Origin of the sequence: Comamonas koreensis, assembly GCF_021026195.1 — a bacterium.
Lineage (GTDB): Bacteria > Pseudomonadota > Gammaproteobacteria > Burkholderiales > Burkholderiaceae_C > Comamonas > Comamonas koreensis.
Map to the genome: position 1 here is coordinate 192,025 of NZ_JAJNCT010000009.1, position 14,148 is coordinate 206,172.

The 14,148-nt window shown below is 65.5% G+C and carries 13 protein-coding genes; 3 read left to right on the forward strand and 10 right to left on the reverse strand.

What is annotated here, in order from left to right:
• Positions 1-20: 20 nt before the first annotated feature.
• Positions 21-998 carry a LysR family transcriptional regulator gene (locus tag LPW39_RS08850; protein WP_230773678.1) on the reverse strand — a complete coding sequence of 326 codons (978 nt, stop codon included), beginning with the start codon at positions 996-998 and terminating at the stop codon, positions 21-23.
• 146 nt (positions 999-1,144) lie between these two features.
• Here LPW39_RS08850 and LPW39_RS08855 point away from each other — a divergent pair, with 146 nt between their 5' ends.
• Complete coding sequence (locus tag LPW39_RS08855; RefSeq protein WP_133856769.1) at positions 1,145-1,582, forward strand: hypothetical protein; 438 nt, start codon at positions 1,145-1,147, stop codon at positions 1,580-1,582.
• A gap of 379 nt (positions 1,583-1,961) precedes the next feature.
• Here the strand turns inward: LPW39_RS08855 and LPW39_RS08860 are convergent, their stop codons facing one another.
• The 3 genes from LPW39_RS08860 to LPW39_RS08870 all read right to left on the reverse strand — a co-directional run bounded on the left by LPW39_RS08860 (position 1,962) and on the right by LPW39_RS08870 (position 5,088).
• Positions 1,962-3,830 carry a phosphoenolpyruvate carboxykinase (GTP) gene (locus tag LPW39_RS08860; protein WP_230773681.1) on the reverse strand — a complete coding sequence of 623 codons (1,869 nt, stop codon included), beginning with the start codon at positions 3,828-3,830 and terminating at the stop codon, positions 1,962-1,964.
• A 398-nt stretch (positions 3,831-4,228) separates the two neighbouring features.
• Positions 4,229-4,375 (reverse strand): hypothetical protein, encoded by a 147-nt coding sequence (locus LPW39_RS08865; RefSeq protein WP_230773683.1) that lies wholly within the window; start codon positions 4,373-4,375, stop codon positions 4,229-4,231.
• Positions 4,376-4,476: 101 nt separating this feature from the next.
• Positions 4,477-5,088 carry a LysE family translocator gene (locus LPW39_RS08870; RefSeq protein ID WP_133856767.1) on the reverse strand — a complete coding sequence of 204 codons (612 nt, stop codon included), beginning with the start codon at positions 5,086-5,088 and terminating at the stop codon, positions 4,477-4,479.
• Between the two features lie 108 nt (positions 5,089-5,196).
• Here LPW39_RS08870 and LPW39_RS08875 point away from each other — a divergent pair, with 108 nt between their 5' ends.
• On the forward strand, positions 5,197-6,723 hold the full coding sequence (locus LPW39_RS08875; protein WP_230773689.1) for an aminotransferase-like domain-containing protein: 1,527 nt from the start codon (positions 5,197-5,199) through the stop codon (positions 6,721-6,723).
• On the opposite strand, the gene LPW39_RS08880 is transcribed toward LPW39_RS08875, so the two are convergent.
• The 3 genes from LPW39_RS08880 to LPW39_RS08890 are packed head-to-tail and all read right to left on the reverse strand — an operon-like array spanning position 6,724 to position 9,946.
• Positions 6,724-7,434 carry a response regulator gene (locus tag LPW39_RS08880; RefSeq protein WP_230773695.1) on the reverse strand — a complete coding sequence of 237 codons (711 nt, stop codon included), beginning with the start codon at positions 7,432-7,434 and terminating at the stop codon, positions 6,724-6,726.
• Entirely contained in the window at positions 7,431-9,392 is a 1,962-nt protein-coding gene (locus tag LPW39_RS08885) for a type IV pili methyl-accepting chemotaxis transducer N-terminal domain-containing protein (RefSeq protein WP_230773700.1), read from the reverse strand. The genes LPW39_RS08880 and LPW39_RS08885 overlap by 4 nt, the downstream gene beginning before the upstream one ends.
• On the reverse strand, positions 9,389-9,946 hold the full coding sequence (locus LPW39_RS08890; RefSeq protein WP_230773701.1) for a hemerythrin domain-containing protein: 558 nt from the start codon (positions 9,944-9,946) through the stop codon (positions 9,389-9,391). Before LPW39_RS08890 ends, LPW39_RS08885 begins: the two co-directional genes overlap by 4 nt.
• 133 nt (positions 9,947-10,079) lie before the next feature.
• Between LPW39_RS08890 and LPW39_RS08895 the strand changes: the two genes are divergently transcribed.
• Positions 10,080-10,286 (forward strand): DUF3079 domain-containing protein, encoded by a 207-nt coding sequence (locus LPW39_RS08895; RefSeq protein ID WP_230773705.1) that lies wholly within the window; start codon positions 10,080-10,082, stop codon positions 10,284-10,286.
• A gap of 1,536 nt (positions 10,287-11,822) precedes the next feature.
• Here LPW39_RS08895 and LPW39_RS08900 read toward each other — a convergent pair.
• The 3 genes from LPW39_RS08900 to narJ are packed head-to-tail and all read right to left on the reverse strand — an operon-like array spanning position 11,823 to position 14,142.
• Positions 11,823-12,719 carry a peptidylprolyl isomerase gene (locus LPW39_RS08900; protein ID WP_230773707.1) on the reverse strand — a complete coding sequence of 299 codons (897 nt, stop codon included), beginning with the start codon at positions 12,717-12,719 and terminating at the stop codon, positions 11,823-11,825.
• Positions 12,716-13,438, reverse strand: a complete 723-nt coding sequence (narI, locus tag LPW39_RS08905; protein WP_133856760.1) for a respiratory nitrate reductase subunit gamma — start codon at positions 13,436-13,438, stop codon at positions 12,716-12,718. The genes LPW39_RS08900 and narI overlap by 4 nt, the downstream gene beginning before the upstream one ends.
• Before the next feature lie 17 nt (positions 13,439-13,455).
• Positions 13,456-14,142: a nitrate reductase molybdenum cofactor assembly chaperone gene (narJ, locus tag LPW39_RS08910; protein ID WP_230773712.1), complete on the reverse strand. Its 687-nt coding sequence runs from the start codon at positions 14,140-14,142 to the stop codon at positions 13,456-13,458.
• Between the last annotated feature and the right edge of the window lie 6 nt (positions 14,143-14,148).

Consider the following 14,148-nt stretch of genomic DNA (forward strand, 5'->3'; position numbering starts at 1 on the left):
CTTTGGCGGCTTGCAGCCCGCTACATCGGTAATTCCAGGTCAGGAAAAGCCGCCCGGGCCGAGCGCTCCAGCGCATGCAGCATCCACTCCAGCGCCGAGGGTGGAATATGCCCGCTGCGGCTGCGCCAGAGCGCATCCACATGCACGGCCTCCACCCGCAACGGCAGCGGTTGGAAGGCCAGCTGATCGGCAATGCCGGTCGCAGGCACAAAGTGGCGCGGCAACACGGTGATCAAATCGGTGCGCGCCACCACGCGGGCGGCGGTGAAGTACTGGTTCACCGTCAGCACCACGCGGCGCTTGCGGCCGATCGATGCCAGCGCCTCGTCCAGAAAGCCAAAGGGCTGGCCAGAAAAGCTCACCAGCATATGGCGCGCATCGCAGTAGCGCTCCAAAGTCAGCAAGCCCTCACTCAAAGGATGGTCCTTGCGCATCACGCAGATATATTCGCCGTCATAGAGGCGCCGGCTCTCGAAATCCACCAGGTCACCCGATTGGGCGCGGGCCGTCATCTCGGCCAGCACGAAGGGGAAATAACCCACGGCCAGGTCGGCGGTCTCGGCCTCCAGCTCCTCGCGCGGATCACGGGTAGTGAGTGGTTGCACATGTACGGAGACGCCTGGCGCCTCGGTCTCCAGAATGTGCATCAGGCTGGGCAGCAAGGTGGCGGCGGTCGCATCGGCCATGGCCACGACAAAGGCCTGGGTGGCGCGGGCCGGGTCAAAGCGCTCGGGGGCAAAGCTGGCCTGCAGGCGGGCCAGCGATTCACGCACCACCGGCCACAGCGCATTGGCCAGCGGTGTGGGCTCCACGCCCTGGCCGCTGCGCACCAACAGTTCGTCATTCAAGGCTTCGCGCAGGCGCCGCATCGCGTTGCTGACTGCGGGTTGGGTGATGGACAGCTTGTCGGCGGCCCGGGTCAGGCTGCGCTCATTCATCACCTCGTCGAATACACGCAACAGGTTCAGATCGAGATGCCGAAATTGATGGGGCAGCATTTTCAATCCTTTGCGGTGCTGAGCGGCCTGCAATACATCACTGGCATGAATGATACAGATTCAAAAGATAAATTTGAGATGGTCTAGGGTAAACCCTATACTTCGGTCATCGCTTCAAAGAAGCATTAATACCAAAGACATCCATCATGACCAACAGTTTTGTACACACTGACATGGCTACCGAGCACACGGGCGTTCTGCGTGTGGAACGTGCTGCTGAACATCTCAAGACCACCTTCGGCACCAAGGGTGTTGGCGCATCGCTGATGCTGGCCGCCCTGGTTTCCGCCGTGCTGGTGGTTGCTACCCGCCTAGTGGACTCCGTCGCCGGCGGTAGCCACTGGATCGCTGGCTGGGCCCTGCTGTGGGCTGTCGCCTTTGTCGCCATCGCCCTGCTGGCTGCCCCTGCCCGCAACCTGAGCAGCAGCCTGCGCGCCGCACGCCGCAGCTGGGACGAAGGCCACCGCCGCGCCATGGAAGACGACAAGACCTGGCAAGTGGCCCTGCAAGACAGCCGCGTGATGGCTGACCTGAACCGCGCCATGAGCGACGCAGCGGTTTCGTTCTACCACAAGAACTACTGATCAACGCCGGGGTTCCTCCAGAGCCCCAGCGCCGGCAGCCACGATCTGCCTTTTCAAGAGCCACGGCATGCCGTGGCTTTTTTGTTGCTGGCGACCGCAGTCCCTCCTAAGCGGATGCGCGGCTTGGCGTGGCATAACACCTCTGCCCGCGCAAACCGCAGCGCTTGAACAACGATTGGCAAGCGGTTTACCGCCCAGCAAGCTGCTGGCTGTATGCCACAAACCACAGCTCCAACCTTGCACTGCCACGGAGCCCAGGCAGGTCTACCGCAGCCCCGAATCCAAAACAAAACCCCGCATGCCTGAAACATGCGGGGTTTTGCGGTGCGTCGTTGGCTGCATCACTGGTAGAGCTACCAGCGCGCGGGCGAGCGGCCGGTCAAGCAGCGGTCAGGCGCTTTTCGAGGTCGGCCTTGATGTCCAGCAGCGCCTGGGGCAGGCGCTGGGCCAGGTGGTCGAAATGGGCCTGGTGCGACGCCAGCTCTTCGGTCCAGACGGCAGTGTCGATGTTGGTGACGGTCTTGAACTGCTCGGCATTGAAATCCAGGCCGGTCCAGTTGATCTCGGCGTACTGCGGGGCCACGCCAAAGGCGGTCTGCGTACCCTGCACCTGGCCTTCGAGGCGGTCCAGCATCCACTTGAGCACGCGCATGTTCTCACCGTAGCCGGGCCAGACGAACTTGCCAGCGGCATCCTTGCGGAACCAGTTGGTGGTGTAGATCTTGGGCAGCTGCGCGCCAGCGGCTTCGAGCTTGTCGCCCAGGTTCAGCCAGTGGGCGAAGTAATCGCTCATGTTGTAGCCCATGAAAGGCAGCATCGCGAACGGATCGCGGCGCACCACGCCTTGCGCGCCAAAGGCGGCAGCAGTGGTTTCCGAGCCCATGGTGGCGGCCATGTAGACGCCTTCCTTCCAGTTGCGCGCTTCGGTCACCAGCGGCACCGTGGTCGAGCGGCGGCCACCAAAGATGAAGGCATCGATCTTCACGCCCTTGGGGTCGTCCCAGGCTTCGTCGAGGGCCGGGTTGTTGGTGGCAGCCACGGTGAAGCGGGCATTGGGGTGGGCGGCCTTGGCGCCGGTTTCCTTGGCGATCTGGGGCGTCCAGTCCTTGCCTTGCCAGTCGATCAGGTGGTCCGGCAGCTGGCCGCTGTCCTTTTCCATGCCTTCCCACCACACATCGCCGTCGTCGGTCAGCGCGACGTTGGTGAAGATCACGTTCTTGTCCAGGCTGGCCATGCAGTTGGGGTTGGTGTGGTAGTTGGTACCGGGTGCCACGCCAAAGTAGCCGGCTTCGGGGTTGATCGCGCGCAGCGAGCCGTCGGCCTGGGGCTTGATCCAGGCGATATCGTCACCGATGGTGGTGACTTTCCAGCCTTCAAAGCCGGTGGGCGGCACCAGCATCGAGAAATTGGTCTTGCCGCAGGCGCTGGGGAAAGCCGCTGCCACATGGTACTTTTTTCCTTGGGGGTTTTGCACGCCCAGAATCAGCATGTGCTCGGCCAGCCAACCCTGGTCGCGGCCCATGGTCGAGGCAATGCGCAGTGCAAAGCACTTCTTGCCCAGCAGCGCATTGCCGCCGTAGCCCGAACCGTAGGACCAGATTTCGCGCGTCTCGGGGTAGTGCACGATGTACTTGGTCTTGTTGCAAGGCCAGCTGGTGGTGTCCTTCTCGCCGGCTTGCAGGGGCGCGCCGATGGTGTGCACGCACGGCACAAAATCGCCATCGCTGCCGATCACGTCGTACACGGCACGGCCCATGCGGGTCATGATCTTCATGTTGACTGCGACATAGGCGCTGTCGGACAGCTCGATGCCCACGTGGGCAATCGGCGAGCCCAGCGGGCCCATCGAGAACGGCACCACATACATGGTGCGGCCCTTCATACAACCGTCAAACAGCGGCTGTAGAGTCGAACGCATCTGGGCAGGTTCCATCCAGTTGTTGGTGGGGCCGGCGTCCTCTTTCTTGGCCGAGCAGATGTAGGTGCGGTCTTCGACACGTGCCACGTCGGACGGATCGGACCAGGCCAGAAAGCTGCCGGGGCGCTTGGCGGGGTTGAGCTTCTTGAAGGTGCCGGCATCGACCAGTTGCTGGCAGAGGCGGTCGTATTCTTCCTGGCTGCCGTCGCACCAGTAAACGGAATCAGGCTTGCACAGTGCGGCCATATCGGCCACCCAGGCAATGAGCTTGGGGTTCTTGACATAGTCGGGCGCCTGAAGGGCCACACCGGCTTGGACGTTTGCGTTCATCGGAAGCTTTCAAAGTTGTAAACGGTTCATCAAAAACCGCTGCGGCCCGCTCCCTGGCCGGCAACCCATTTTTGAAAAACCGTCTCCACTGCGTCGGACAGGGCGCCATGCCTGTGCGCAAAAATGCCTACGCTGGACTCGCGATTTTAGCAGTCGGACCCCAAAACGGTGATTTTCGGTCACCACATCTATGCATTTGATGCATGACTAAATGCATAACTGTATTGATACCGGTTTCTTTGGCCGCCACCCTGTCGCGCAGGTGGCGCGGGCCTGCAGTAGCCAAAGCGCGCATGCCGCGCGGGGCAGCGCCAGCCATCATCGGCCAGCGGCAGGCGATAAAAAACCCGCCAGCGGCGGGTTCAGCAACAGGCCCTGGGGCGCGGATCGCGCGGCACTCAGGCCATGTAGACGGCAATGAAGGCCAGCAGGAACATCATCAGCGCGCCCACTACGGGGAGCACCACCGGCATCAGCGGAACAATGGCTTCCACGGTATCCACCGGGGGGTGTTCGGTATCGGCGTCGGTGTGCGGGCTGGACATGGGCTCTCTCCAATGCAAAGGCTGCCAAAAAAGCTGAGGACCATTGTAGCCAACGGGCCCCCGACTGCATGCCGGGCAGAAACCCTGAGCCTGGCCAGCGATCAGCCCTCCAGCACCGGATACAGCGACAGCACCAGCAGCGCGGCCATGCACCAGTTGAAGCGCTGCAACGCCCGTGGCGTGCGCAGCGCGCGGCCCACTGCGCTGCCAAACAAGGTCCAGACACTGACGCTGGGGTAGTTCACCAACCCCAGCACCAGCGCGGCAAGCAGCAGATTGGCTGCATAGCCATCGCGCGGGGTGTAGGTCGCCACAATGCCGATGGCCATGATCCAGGCCTTGGGGTTGACCCACTGGAAGGCGGCGGCCTGCCAAAAGCCAAAGGGCTGCGCACCGGCCTGCCCGGCCCCCGCCTGGCCGGAGCGGGCGATCTTCCAGGCCAGCCACAGCAAGTAGGCGGCGCCCAGGTACTTGAGCCAGGTGTAGAGGCGCGGCTCGCGCTCAAAGGCTACGCCCAGGCCCAACCCCACCAGCAGCAGCATGGCCACCACCCCCAGGCTGATGCCCAGCATGTGCGGCACCGTGCGGCGGTAGCCAAAGCTGGCGCCCGAGGCCGTCAGCATCACATTGTTGGGACCTGGCGTGACCGAGCTGACAAAGGCAAACAAAGCCAGAGGCAACACAAAGGCGGAGGTTTCGGGCAGAACGGACATGGCGAGGTGCGAAAAAAGAGAAAAGAAAAGCTGCTGCCATGCTAAGGCCTCAATGCAGTACAGTACCGGTACACTTTATCTGGCCACTTCAAGAATTGGCCTGCTCTTATGACCCAGACACTTTCGCCGGCTGCCGCTATCGCCGATGTCGCTGATACCGCTGCCCCCAGCCCCAGCGCCCCTCCGCTGGCCGCAGCCACCTGGGGATGGCAGCCGGTGCGCACCGGCAGTGCCTCCCTGGTCGAGCAGCTGGTGGCGCATTTCAGCGACCGCATCCGCAACCATGGGCTGCGCGCTGGCATGCGCCTGCCATCGGTGCGGGCGCTGGCCGACCAGGCGGGCGTAAGCCGCGACACCGTTGTGCAGGCCTATGACCGGCTGGCGGCCCAGGGCCTGGTGCAATCACGCCGGGGTGCGGGCTTTTTTGTCTGCGCCCAGCGCGCGCTGGCCGAGGCTGCCGCAGCCCCTGCCGCCAGCCTGGCCCAGGGCGCGGCCTTTGACACTGCCTACCTGCTGCGCGGCATCTTCCGCGAGGATGCCGATGGCTCTGGCCACACCGGCAGCGCCGGTTGCCTGCCGGCCAGCTGGATGGACGAGGGCCTGATCAGCGGCGCGCTGCGCGCCATCCTGAAGCAGGGTATGCGGGCCGAACGCAGCCTGCTGGGCTATGGCCTGCCCCAGGGCCTGGCGCCGCTGCGCCGCCAGATTGCATCCACGTTGCAGGCGCAAGAAGTACCCGCCCACCCCGAGACCCAGCTGATGACGGTGAGTGGCGTCACCCAGGGGCTGGACCTGATCGTGCGCTGCTTTCTGCAGCCGGGCGACACCGTGCTGGTCGAGGACCCGGGCTGGTTCCTGATCTTTGGCCGCCTCAACACCATGGGGGTGAATGTGGTGGGGGTGCCGCGCCTGCCCGGCGGCCCCGATGTGCAGGCGCTGCAGGCACTGGCCGCACAGCACCAGCCCAAGCTCTTCATCCTGAACACCGCCGTGCACAACCCCACCGGGCTGAGCCTGTCGGCCGGTGTGGCCCATGAGGTGCTGCGCATTGCCGAGCGGCATGATTTTCTGCTGGTCGAGGACGACACCTATTCCGAGTACCTGGGCAATATGCCCTTGCGCCTGGCGGCCATGGACCGGCTGCAGCGCGTGCTGCTGGTGGGCGGCTATTCCAAAACGCTGTCAGGCGGCTTGCGCGTGGGCTATGTGGCGGCGCGGCCTGAATACATCCACCAGCTGACCGATCTGAAGCTGCTGGGCGGCCTCACCTCCGCCCTGCCCAGCGAGCAGATCGTGCACCGCATCCTGGCCGATGGCAGCTACCGCAAGCATGTGGACCGGCTGCGCGAGCGGGTGGACAAGGCACGCCACCGTTGCCTGCGCCAGCTCGAAGCGCTGGGCTGCCACGCCGTGCATGAACCGGTCGCCGGCACCTTTGCCTGGGTGGACTGCGGCATGGATTCGGAACTGCTGGCGCGCCAGGCCAGCGAACATGGCTTGCTGCTGGCACCCGGCGTGCTGTTTTCGCCGCGCCAGGCCCCGTCAAGCTTGCTGCGCATATCGGTAGCGATGGCCGAGCAGCCGGCCGCCTGGCGCACCCTGGCCCTGCTGCTGGAGCGCCACCGGGGCACTTGATCAGGCCCCTGTGCGACCGCGCCCCTCGGTCAGCAGCACAGCGGCCTGCACCCGCGATGACAGGCCCAGCTTGCGCAGAATGTGCTGCACATGGATCTTCACCGTGGTCTCGGCAATGGCCAGGCTGCGCGCAATCTCCTTGTTGCTGGCACCGGCAGCGATCTCGCGCAGGATCTCCAGCTCACGCGGCGACAGCTGCTCCAACGGGTCAGCCGGTTCGGGCACCGCAGCGGGTGCCACAACTGGCTCTACCGGGCGGGTCTGCAAGGCGTTCACCAGCTTGTCCGTCATCTCCATGCTCACCGTCGATTGGCCACGCAAGGCGCGCTCGATGGCGGCCACCAGCACCTCACTGTCCGCCGTCTTCAGCAGATAGCCATGGGCGCCGCGCTGCAAGGCCAGCGCCAAGGTGTCGGCATCCTCGCTGGCGGTGAGCATCAGCACCCGCGCAGCGGGCGCGGCGTCGCGCAGGCCGGGCAGCAGGTCCACGCCACTCACGCCCGGCATATGGTGGTCCAGCAGCACCACATCGGGCTGCAGCTGCGCGGCGTGGCGCAAGGCCTCACCGGCATCGCCCGCTTCTGCCACCACCTGCAACTGCGGCTGGGCGGCCAGTAGCGCGATCACACCGCGACGGAAAAGCGGGTGGTCGTCCACAACGAGCAGCCGAATCGATGCGACAGGGAGCGTAGGCGTTGGTGCTGCATTCATGCGGGGCTCCTGAGCGTAAGCGGTGCAGCGGCCACGGGCTGCAGTAGTGGCAGGCTCAAGCGCACACAAGTGCCTGCACCCGCAACGGACTCGATCTCCAAGCGGGCACCAATGCCTGCCGCACGTTCGCGCATGATGCGCAGGCCCACATGGGTTTCGTCCAGTGCCGGGGCGGTTTGCGCCATGCCCTGGCCATCGTCGCGCACCTCCACCGCCCACTGTGGGCCTTGCTCCACCTCCACCCACACCTGGCTGGCCTGCGCATGCTTGCGCACATTGGATAGCGCCTCCTGCACCACGTGCAGCACCTGCACCTGTACATCGGGCGGCAGCGCCATGCCTTCGCCGGCGATCTGCAGATGCGCGGGCAGCCCGGTCTGGTGTTCGAACTTGGTCAAGGTGGTGCGCAGCGCAGGCACGATGTCCTCGGCGTTGGTGCGGGTGCGAAAGTGCAGCAGCAGCTCACGCACATCGGACAGGCTCTCGCGGATGCCGGTATCGAGTTCGGCCAGGGTTGCCTGCACGCGTGCGCCATCGGGCGGCACCCGCGCTATATCGCGGCGCAACAGCCCCGCCTGTATCTTCAAAAACGCCAGGCTCTGCGCGATGGAATCATGCAGCTCGCGCGCCAGCAGGCCGCGCTCATCGGCCACCGCTGCCTCGCGCTGCAAGGCATCGGCGCGCAGGCCCTCCATGCCACCGGCCAGGTGGCTGGCCAGTGCATCGAGCAGTGCTCGGTCATCCGGCGCCAACGTGGTCGCATCGCGAAAGAACAGGTCTACCTCGCCCACCATGCGCTCATGCAGGCGCACCGGCACGCTCAGCACGCTGACAAAGCCTGCCCGGCGGCACTGCCCGGCATCCACCCGGCTGGCCCCTGCAGGCACGCCGCTGCGCCAGTCCTGCAATGCCACCAGCTGGGTCTGCGCCTGGGCCTGGGGCTGGCCGCAAAAGCAGTCACCGGTGGGCACGCAGTGCTCGGCAGCCACCATCTCCTCGGGCAGCCCTTCGGAGGCAAGCAGCACATAGCGGCGGTTGTCCTCATCCGACCAGCGCAGCGCCACCGCATCGGCCTGCGCGGTCTTGCGCATCTGGGCCGCAAAGCCCTGGGCCAGCACCGGCAGCGAATCGGCCTGCGCCACCAGGGCGGCACCGTCATAGAGCACCGCCAAACGGGCACGCTCGGCCTGCAGGTGTTCGGTCTTTTGCTGCACGCGGCGCTCCAGGCTGGCATACAGATCCTGCAGGCGCAGGGCCATGCGGTTGAAGCCCCGGGCCACCGCGCCAAACTCATCGCCACCATCGGCCTGCACGCGCACCGACAGGTCACCCGCCTCCACCTGGGCCAGGGCTGTCTGCAGCCGCGCCAGCGGCCCAAACACCAGCAGCTGCGCCGCATACATCAGCGCCAGCGCGGCGGCAATGGCCAGCGCCATCATCACAAACTGGGCCGTGTTGAGCCAGGTCGTCCAGCGCGCGAGCTGCTGCTCGATGCGGCCCACCAGGTGGTCCACCTCGCCCACAAAGCTCTGCGCCTGCTGGGCCGTGACCTCGGCCTGCACCGCATGGCTGCCGCCCATCGGTTGCTGCCAGGCCGCACGCACCCGCTGCCAGCGCTGCTGCACGGCCGCCAAGGCCGCACGCGAGGCTGCATCGCGCGGCACCGACAACGGCCGAGCGGCATCGCCCTTTTCCAGCAAGGCCAGGCTGGTGTCGAGCTGGCCGATCAGCAGAGCCAGCCGCTGCGGGCTCGCATCCGGCAAGGCCTGCGCCAGCTGCCAGGTCTGCATGCGCATGCGCCCCGCTTCGTTCACGGCCGCAGCGCCGCCTTCGAGCGACCAGGTCAGCCGCAGGGTCAGCCCAATCGCGACCAGCGCCATCAGCAGCAGCGCGCAGCCAATCGCACCGATCTTGACGGCCAGCGGCCGCTGCCGTGCGTGCTGTTGCTCTGCCTTCATGGCCCCACCTCCGGGTAACGCACACCGCGCCGCTGCGCCATCTCGCGCCCCATGGCTGCTTGCACGGGTGGCTCCAACGTCGTTTGTGCGCTGGGATAGGCCTGCGTCTCTTCTGCGGCGATATGGCGCGTATACACCGCTGCAAAATCCGCCCAGCGGCGCCGTGCCGCTACCAGCGCGGTGCCCGCCGGGGCATGCCCAGCCTGCACCGCCTGCAGATCCGCCCGAATCGCCGGCCACAGCGCCTCCATCTGCCGGTGTTCGGCCTGCAGCTGGTCTGCCAGCGCCCGTTGCCCAGCAGCCCGCAGCGCGGGCAGCACATGCAGCTCTTCATCCTGGTGGTGCAAGGGCGAAGCCAGGTCAAAGTAGCGCTGCACATCGGCCGCCGCATCGCGCGCCTGGCCCTGCGCATCGTCGCCGCCCTGCTCGGCCAGGTAAGCACCCAGGCGGCCCAGCAGATCCAGGCTGCGCGCCACCCGGCCATGGCAGGCCTGCAGCATGCCAAACGGCTCGTCAAAGCCTGCTGTGGGTGGGGTGTTCAGGAGCTGTTTCACAGCCTCCATTTTCGCTGCCCATCGCTGGCCGTGCGTTGCGGTGTACGCCAAGCATGATCCAGGTCAAATCTTGCTGCCTGGCACAGGCGCACAGTGGCGCGGTACCGCTACATCTTTGCCCTGTTAGCTCTTTATGGCCAAACGTTTTCCTATCCATCCTGCGCATCCTGAGCGGACTTGCTGGGGGTGTGACCGTTATTGCGCTGCTTCGTCCATGGCTTGTGGCAATGGGTCGGAGCGGTCGGCGCATCCGGTGGAGTTGTTTGGGCCCGATTGGGCGGAATGGGATCCTTTGGCTTCTCAGCCTGCTGAGGGTGATGGTCTGCCAGGGCAGTCCTGATGTTCCGGGCGGAGGTCGGATTGTGCGATGGTCGGCATTCCATCGCTCTTGGCGATGCAGGCCCCTGCTTTGGCCTTCAGGCCGGAGGCCGGTTTTCGCCCGGCAGGCGACTCACTTTCTTGCTCGTGCAAGAAAGTAAGCAAAGAAACACGCCCCTGCTATCCGTGACCCCAGCGCCTGCGGCACTGGGGCAACCTGCGATGCTCGACCCAGGGGCGTGCCGCATAACTCACTGCGCGCCAAGGCGCTCCGTTCAAACAGATGCGGCAAGCATGACGACGAAGGCGTGTGTCCTTCGGCACACACCCGCCCCTGGGTCTGTGCTTCTCGGCACGGCTAGAAGGGTGTTTGACAACCTGCATGCCATCGCTGCGCTCGGCATGGTGGGGTGACGGCATCCCCCCTTCTGTATGCGCCTGTGATGGGGCGTTTGCGGGCTGGCATGCGCGCCCAAGCGCGCATGCTTCGTGAACTGACTCGCCGTGGCTGTCTGAACGGAGCGCCTTGGCGCGTAGTGAGTTCCACGGCGCAGCCCGCAAACGTCTCAGCACAGGTTGCCCCGCAGCGCAGCGGAGGGGTCGCAGACAGCAGGGGCGCACTTCTTTTGCTTACTTTTCTTTGGTCCGGCACACCGGTGCGAGCAAGAAAAGTGAGTCGGCCGCCGGACGAAATCCGGCCTCTGTCCTTCAACTACGAAACATCGTGAAAACTGTTGAGACCATCAAACTTCAGGACTAGACAAAATAGAACGGTGGTCAACACTCTGCACACCATCGCTATTAGCCATGCAGGCTCCTGCTTTGGCCTTCAGGCCGGAGGCCGGTTTTCGCCCGGCAGGCGACTCACTTTCTTGCTCGTGCAAGAAAGTAAGCAAAGAAACACGCCCCTGCTATCCGTGTCCCCAGTGCCTGCGGCACTGGGGCAACCTGCGATGCTCGACCCAGGGGCGTGCCGCATAACTCACTGCGCGCCAAGGCGCTCCGTTCAAACAGATGCGGCAAGCATGACGACGAAGGCGTGTGTCCTTCGGCACACGCCCGCCCCTGGGTCTGTGCTTCTCGGCACGGCTAGAAGGGTGTTTGACAACCTGCATGCCATCGCTGCGCTCGGCATGGTGGGGTGACGGCATCCCCCCTTCTGTATGCGCCTGTGGTGAGGCGTTTGCGGGCTGGCATGCGCGCCCAAGCGCGCATGCTTCGTGAACTGACTCGCCGTGGCTGTCTGAACGGAGCGCCTTGGCGCGTAGTGAGTTCCACGGCGCAGCCCGCAAACGTCTCAGCACAGGTTGCCCCGCAGCGCAGCGGAGGGGTCGCAGACAGCAGGGGCGCACTTCTTTTGCTTACTTTTCTTGTGCGAGCAAGAAAAGTGAGTCGGCCGCCGGACGAAATCCGGCCTCTGTCCTTCGTCAGAAAAATGGAGATAAAACGGCTGCTGAGTCCGTCAGCATCTCTTAGTTGGCGGCTCCCTGCCTCTATCGTTAGAACGAACAAGACTGCCAGACCGATAGCAGAGCAAACAAACAAACAAACAAAAAAGCTACTGCACCAAAGGCGTCTCCGCCCCCTCCAAATCCACCCCCACCACCCGCGCCCGCCCAGCCAACACCCGCAAATACTGCGACAACCCCGTCGCAAAACTCTGCTGCCGCAACTGCTGCAACACAGCGGCCCGCACCTGCTCATAAGGCGGCACCGTGCCCGCCTCACGCTCCTGCACCTCCACCACATGCAGACCAAAACGGCTGTGCACCAAGCGCGGCAACACCCCCACCTCGGCATGGCCGAAAAGCTCGCGGGCAAATTCGGGGGCGCAGTCTTCGATGCGCAGCCAGCCCAGCTGGCCACCCTGCGCGCCGCTGGGGCAGTTGCTGCTGGCGCTGGCAGCGGCGGCAAAGCGGTCGCCAGCGGCCTGCTCTTGCGGAGTGGCGCTGCGCACATCCAGCAGGCAGGCCTCGGCGCGCTGGCGCAAGGCGTGGATGTCGACACCCGGCGTCACGGCGAAGAGCACATGGCGTGCGCGTACGCGCTCGCCCCGGGCGTAGCGGGCTGCGTGGGCCTGGTAGTGGCGGCGGCCGGCGTTGTCGTCGGGCTCGGGCAGTTGCAGCTCGGCGTCCAGCAGCTGCTCGATGGCGCTGCCGGCCGCTTCGCTGATGGCGCCCGCGCTGGGCACGGGGTCGTCCGCCGCCAGCAGGCCCTGGGCCTGGGCGGCCTGGCGCAGCAGCTCGGTGCAAGCGCGCTGGCGCAGCTCCATCGGGTCCAGCAGCTCATCGGCATCGCACAGCGCAATGCCGTTGACCTGGGCAGCGGCCAGCACATCGCGCGGGGCGCCGAGTGGGGCCTCGATGCGGGGCAGGCTGGGGGCGGCGGGGCTGTCCTGGCAGCTGCAGGCTGCGCTGCCACAGCCACCGGTGGGGGTGTGCAGGTCGGCGTTCATGGGCGGCCTCCTTGCTGTTTGTTGGGCAGGTTCAGGCGGCGCGCACGCACCAGCTGGTAGGGCCGTGCCAGGTAGGCGACCGAGGCCAGACCACTCCAGACATGCACCAGGCGGCTGAAGGGGAAGAGCAGGAAGATCGTCATGCCCAGCACCATGTGCACCTTGAACTGCCAGTCCAGCCCCACCAGGCCTGCCGCGTCGGGGCGGAAGGTGACGATGCGCTGGGCCCAGTCGGCCAGCACCAGCATCGCGTGGGCATCGACCCGGTGCGAGAACGAGGCGGGTAAGGTGGCCAGGCCCAGCACCAACTGCACCCACAGGATGATGAGGATGGCCAGGTCAGTGCGGTGGCTGGTGCGGCGGATGCGCGGATCAGCAATGCGGCGGTGCAGCAGCAGGCTCAGGCCGATAAAGCAGACCAGGCCGGCAGTACCGCCGGAGATGATGGCCAGCATCTGCTTTTGCGGTGCGGTGATCAGCCACTCATACATGAAGTGTGGCGTGAGCAGGCCCACCGTGTGGCCGAACAGCAAGAACAGAATACCGATATGGAACAGGTTGCTGCCCCAGCGCAGCTGGCCGGCGCGCAGCATCTGCGAGGAATCGCTCTTCCAGGTGTACTGGTCGCGGTCAAAGCGCGCCAGGCTGCCCATCAGAAAGACGGCCAGGCAGATGTAGGGATAGACGTTAAACAGGAAGTTGTGCAATGCAATGGGCATGGCGGTCTCCTCGGGGTTCAGCGGGCCGCGCCAGCGGGTGGCTGGCGCCGCGTGATGTGGATGGGTTGGGCGCTGCCCGGTGCGGCCTGGCCCTGGCTGTTGCAGCCGCCAAAGGCAGCGGGCTCTTCCCAGCTTGCGTCCAGCGGCTCGTCGGCGGGCAGCGGTGCAGCGGGGGTGTCGGCCACCACCGGCTGGCCGGCCAGGTCGAGCACGGCCGACACGACGGCGGCGTAGTCGCTGTGCCGGCGGCTCAGTGCAGCGGCGATGGATTGCAGGATGTGCGCAAACTCACCGATGAAGGCGCGCGCCTCCAAGGTCGGCTGGGTGGAGGCGAACTCCAGCAGCACCGTCATGTGGTCGGGCAGCTCGGCGGGGTCCAGCAGCAGGCCGGCCTGCTCATAGGTCTGGACCAAGTCCACCATCGCCGGGCCCCGGTCGCGTGAGTCGCCATGCACATGCTCGAACAGGTGCAGCGCAGTGCCACGGCCCCGGTCAAACAGGTCCACATAGATGGCTTCGGCATCCATGCCTTCGGCCAGCAGGCGGTCCATCAATGCGTCCAGCTCGCTGCGGCGCACATGGCCCAAGGCGTTCTCGGCATTGAGCGCCGTGTGGATGTCCACCAGATGGCCGCGCATCTCGGCGTCGGGGTAGCGCAGCAGGTGGGCCAGTGCGCGCAAGGTAAAGCTGATGCTGTCTTTCATGTCGTC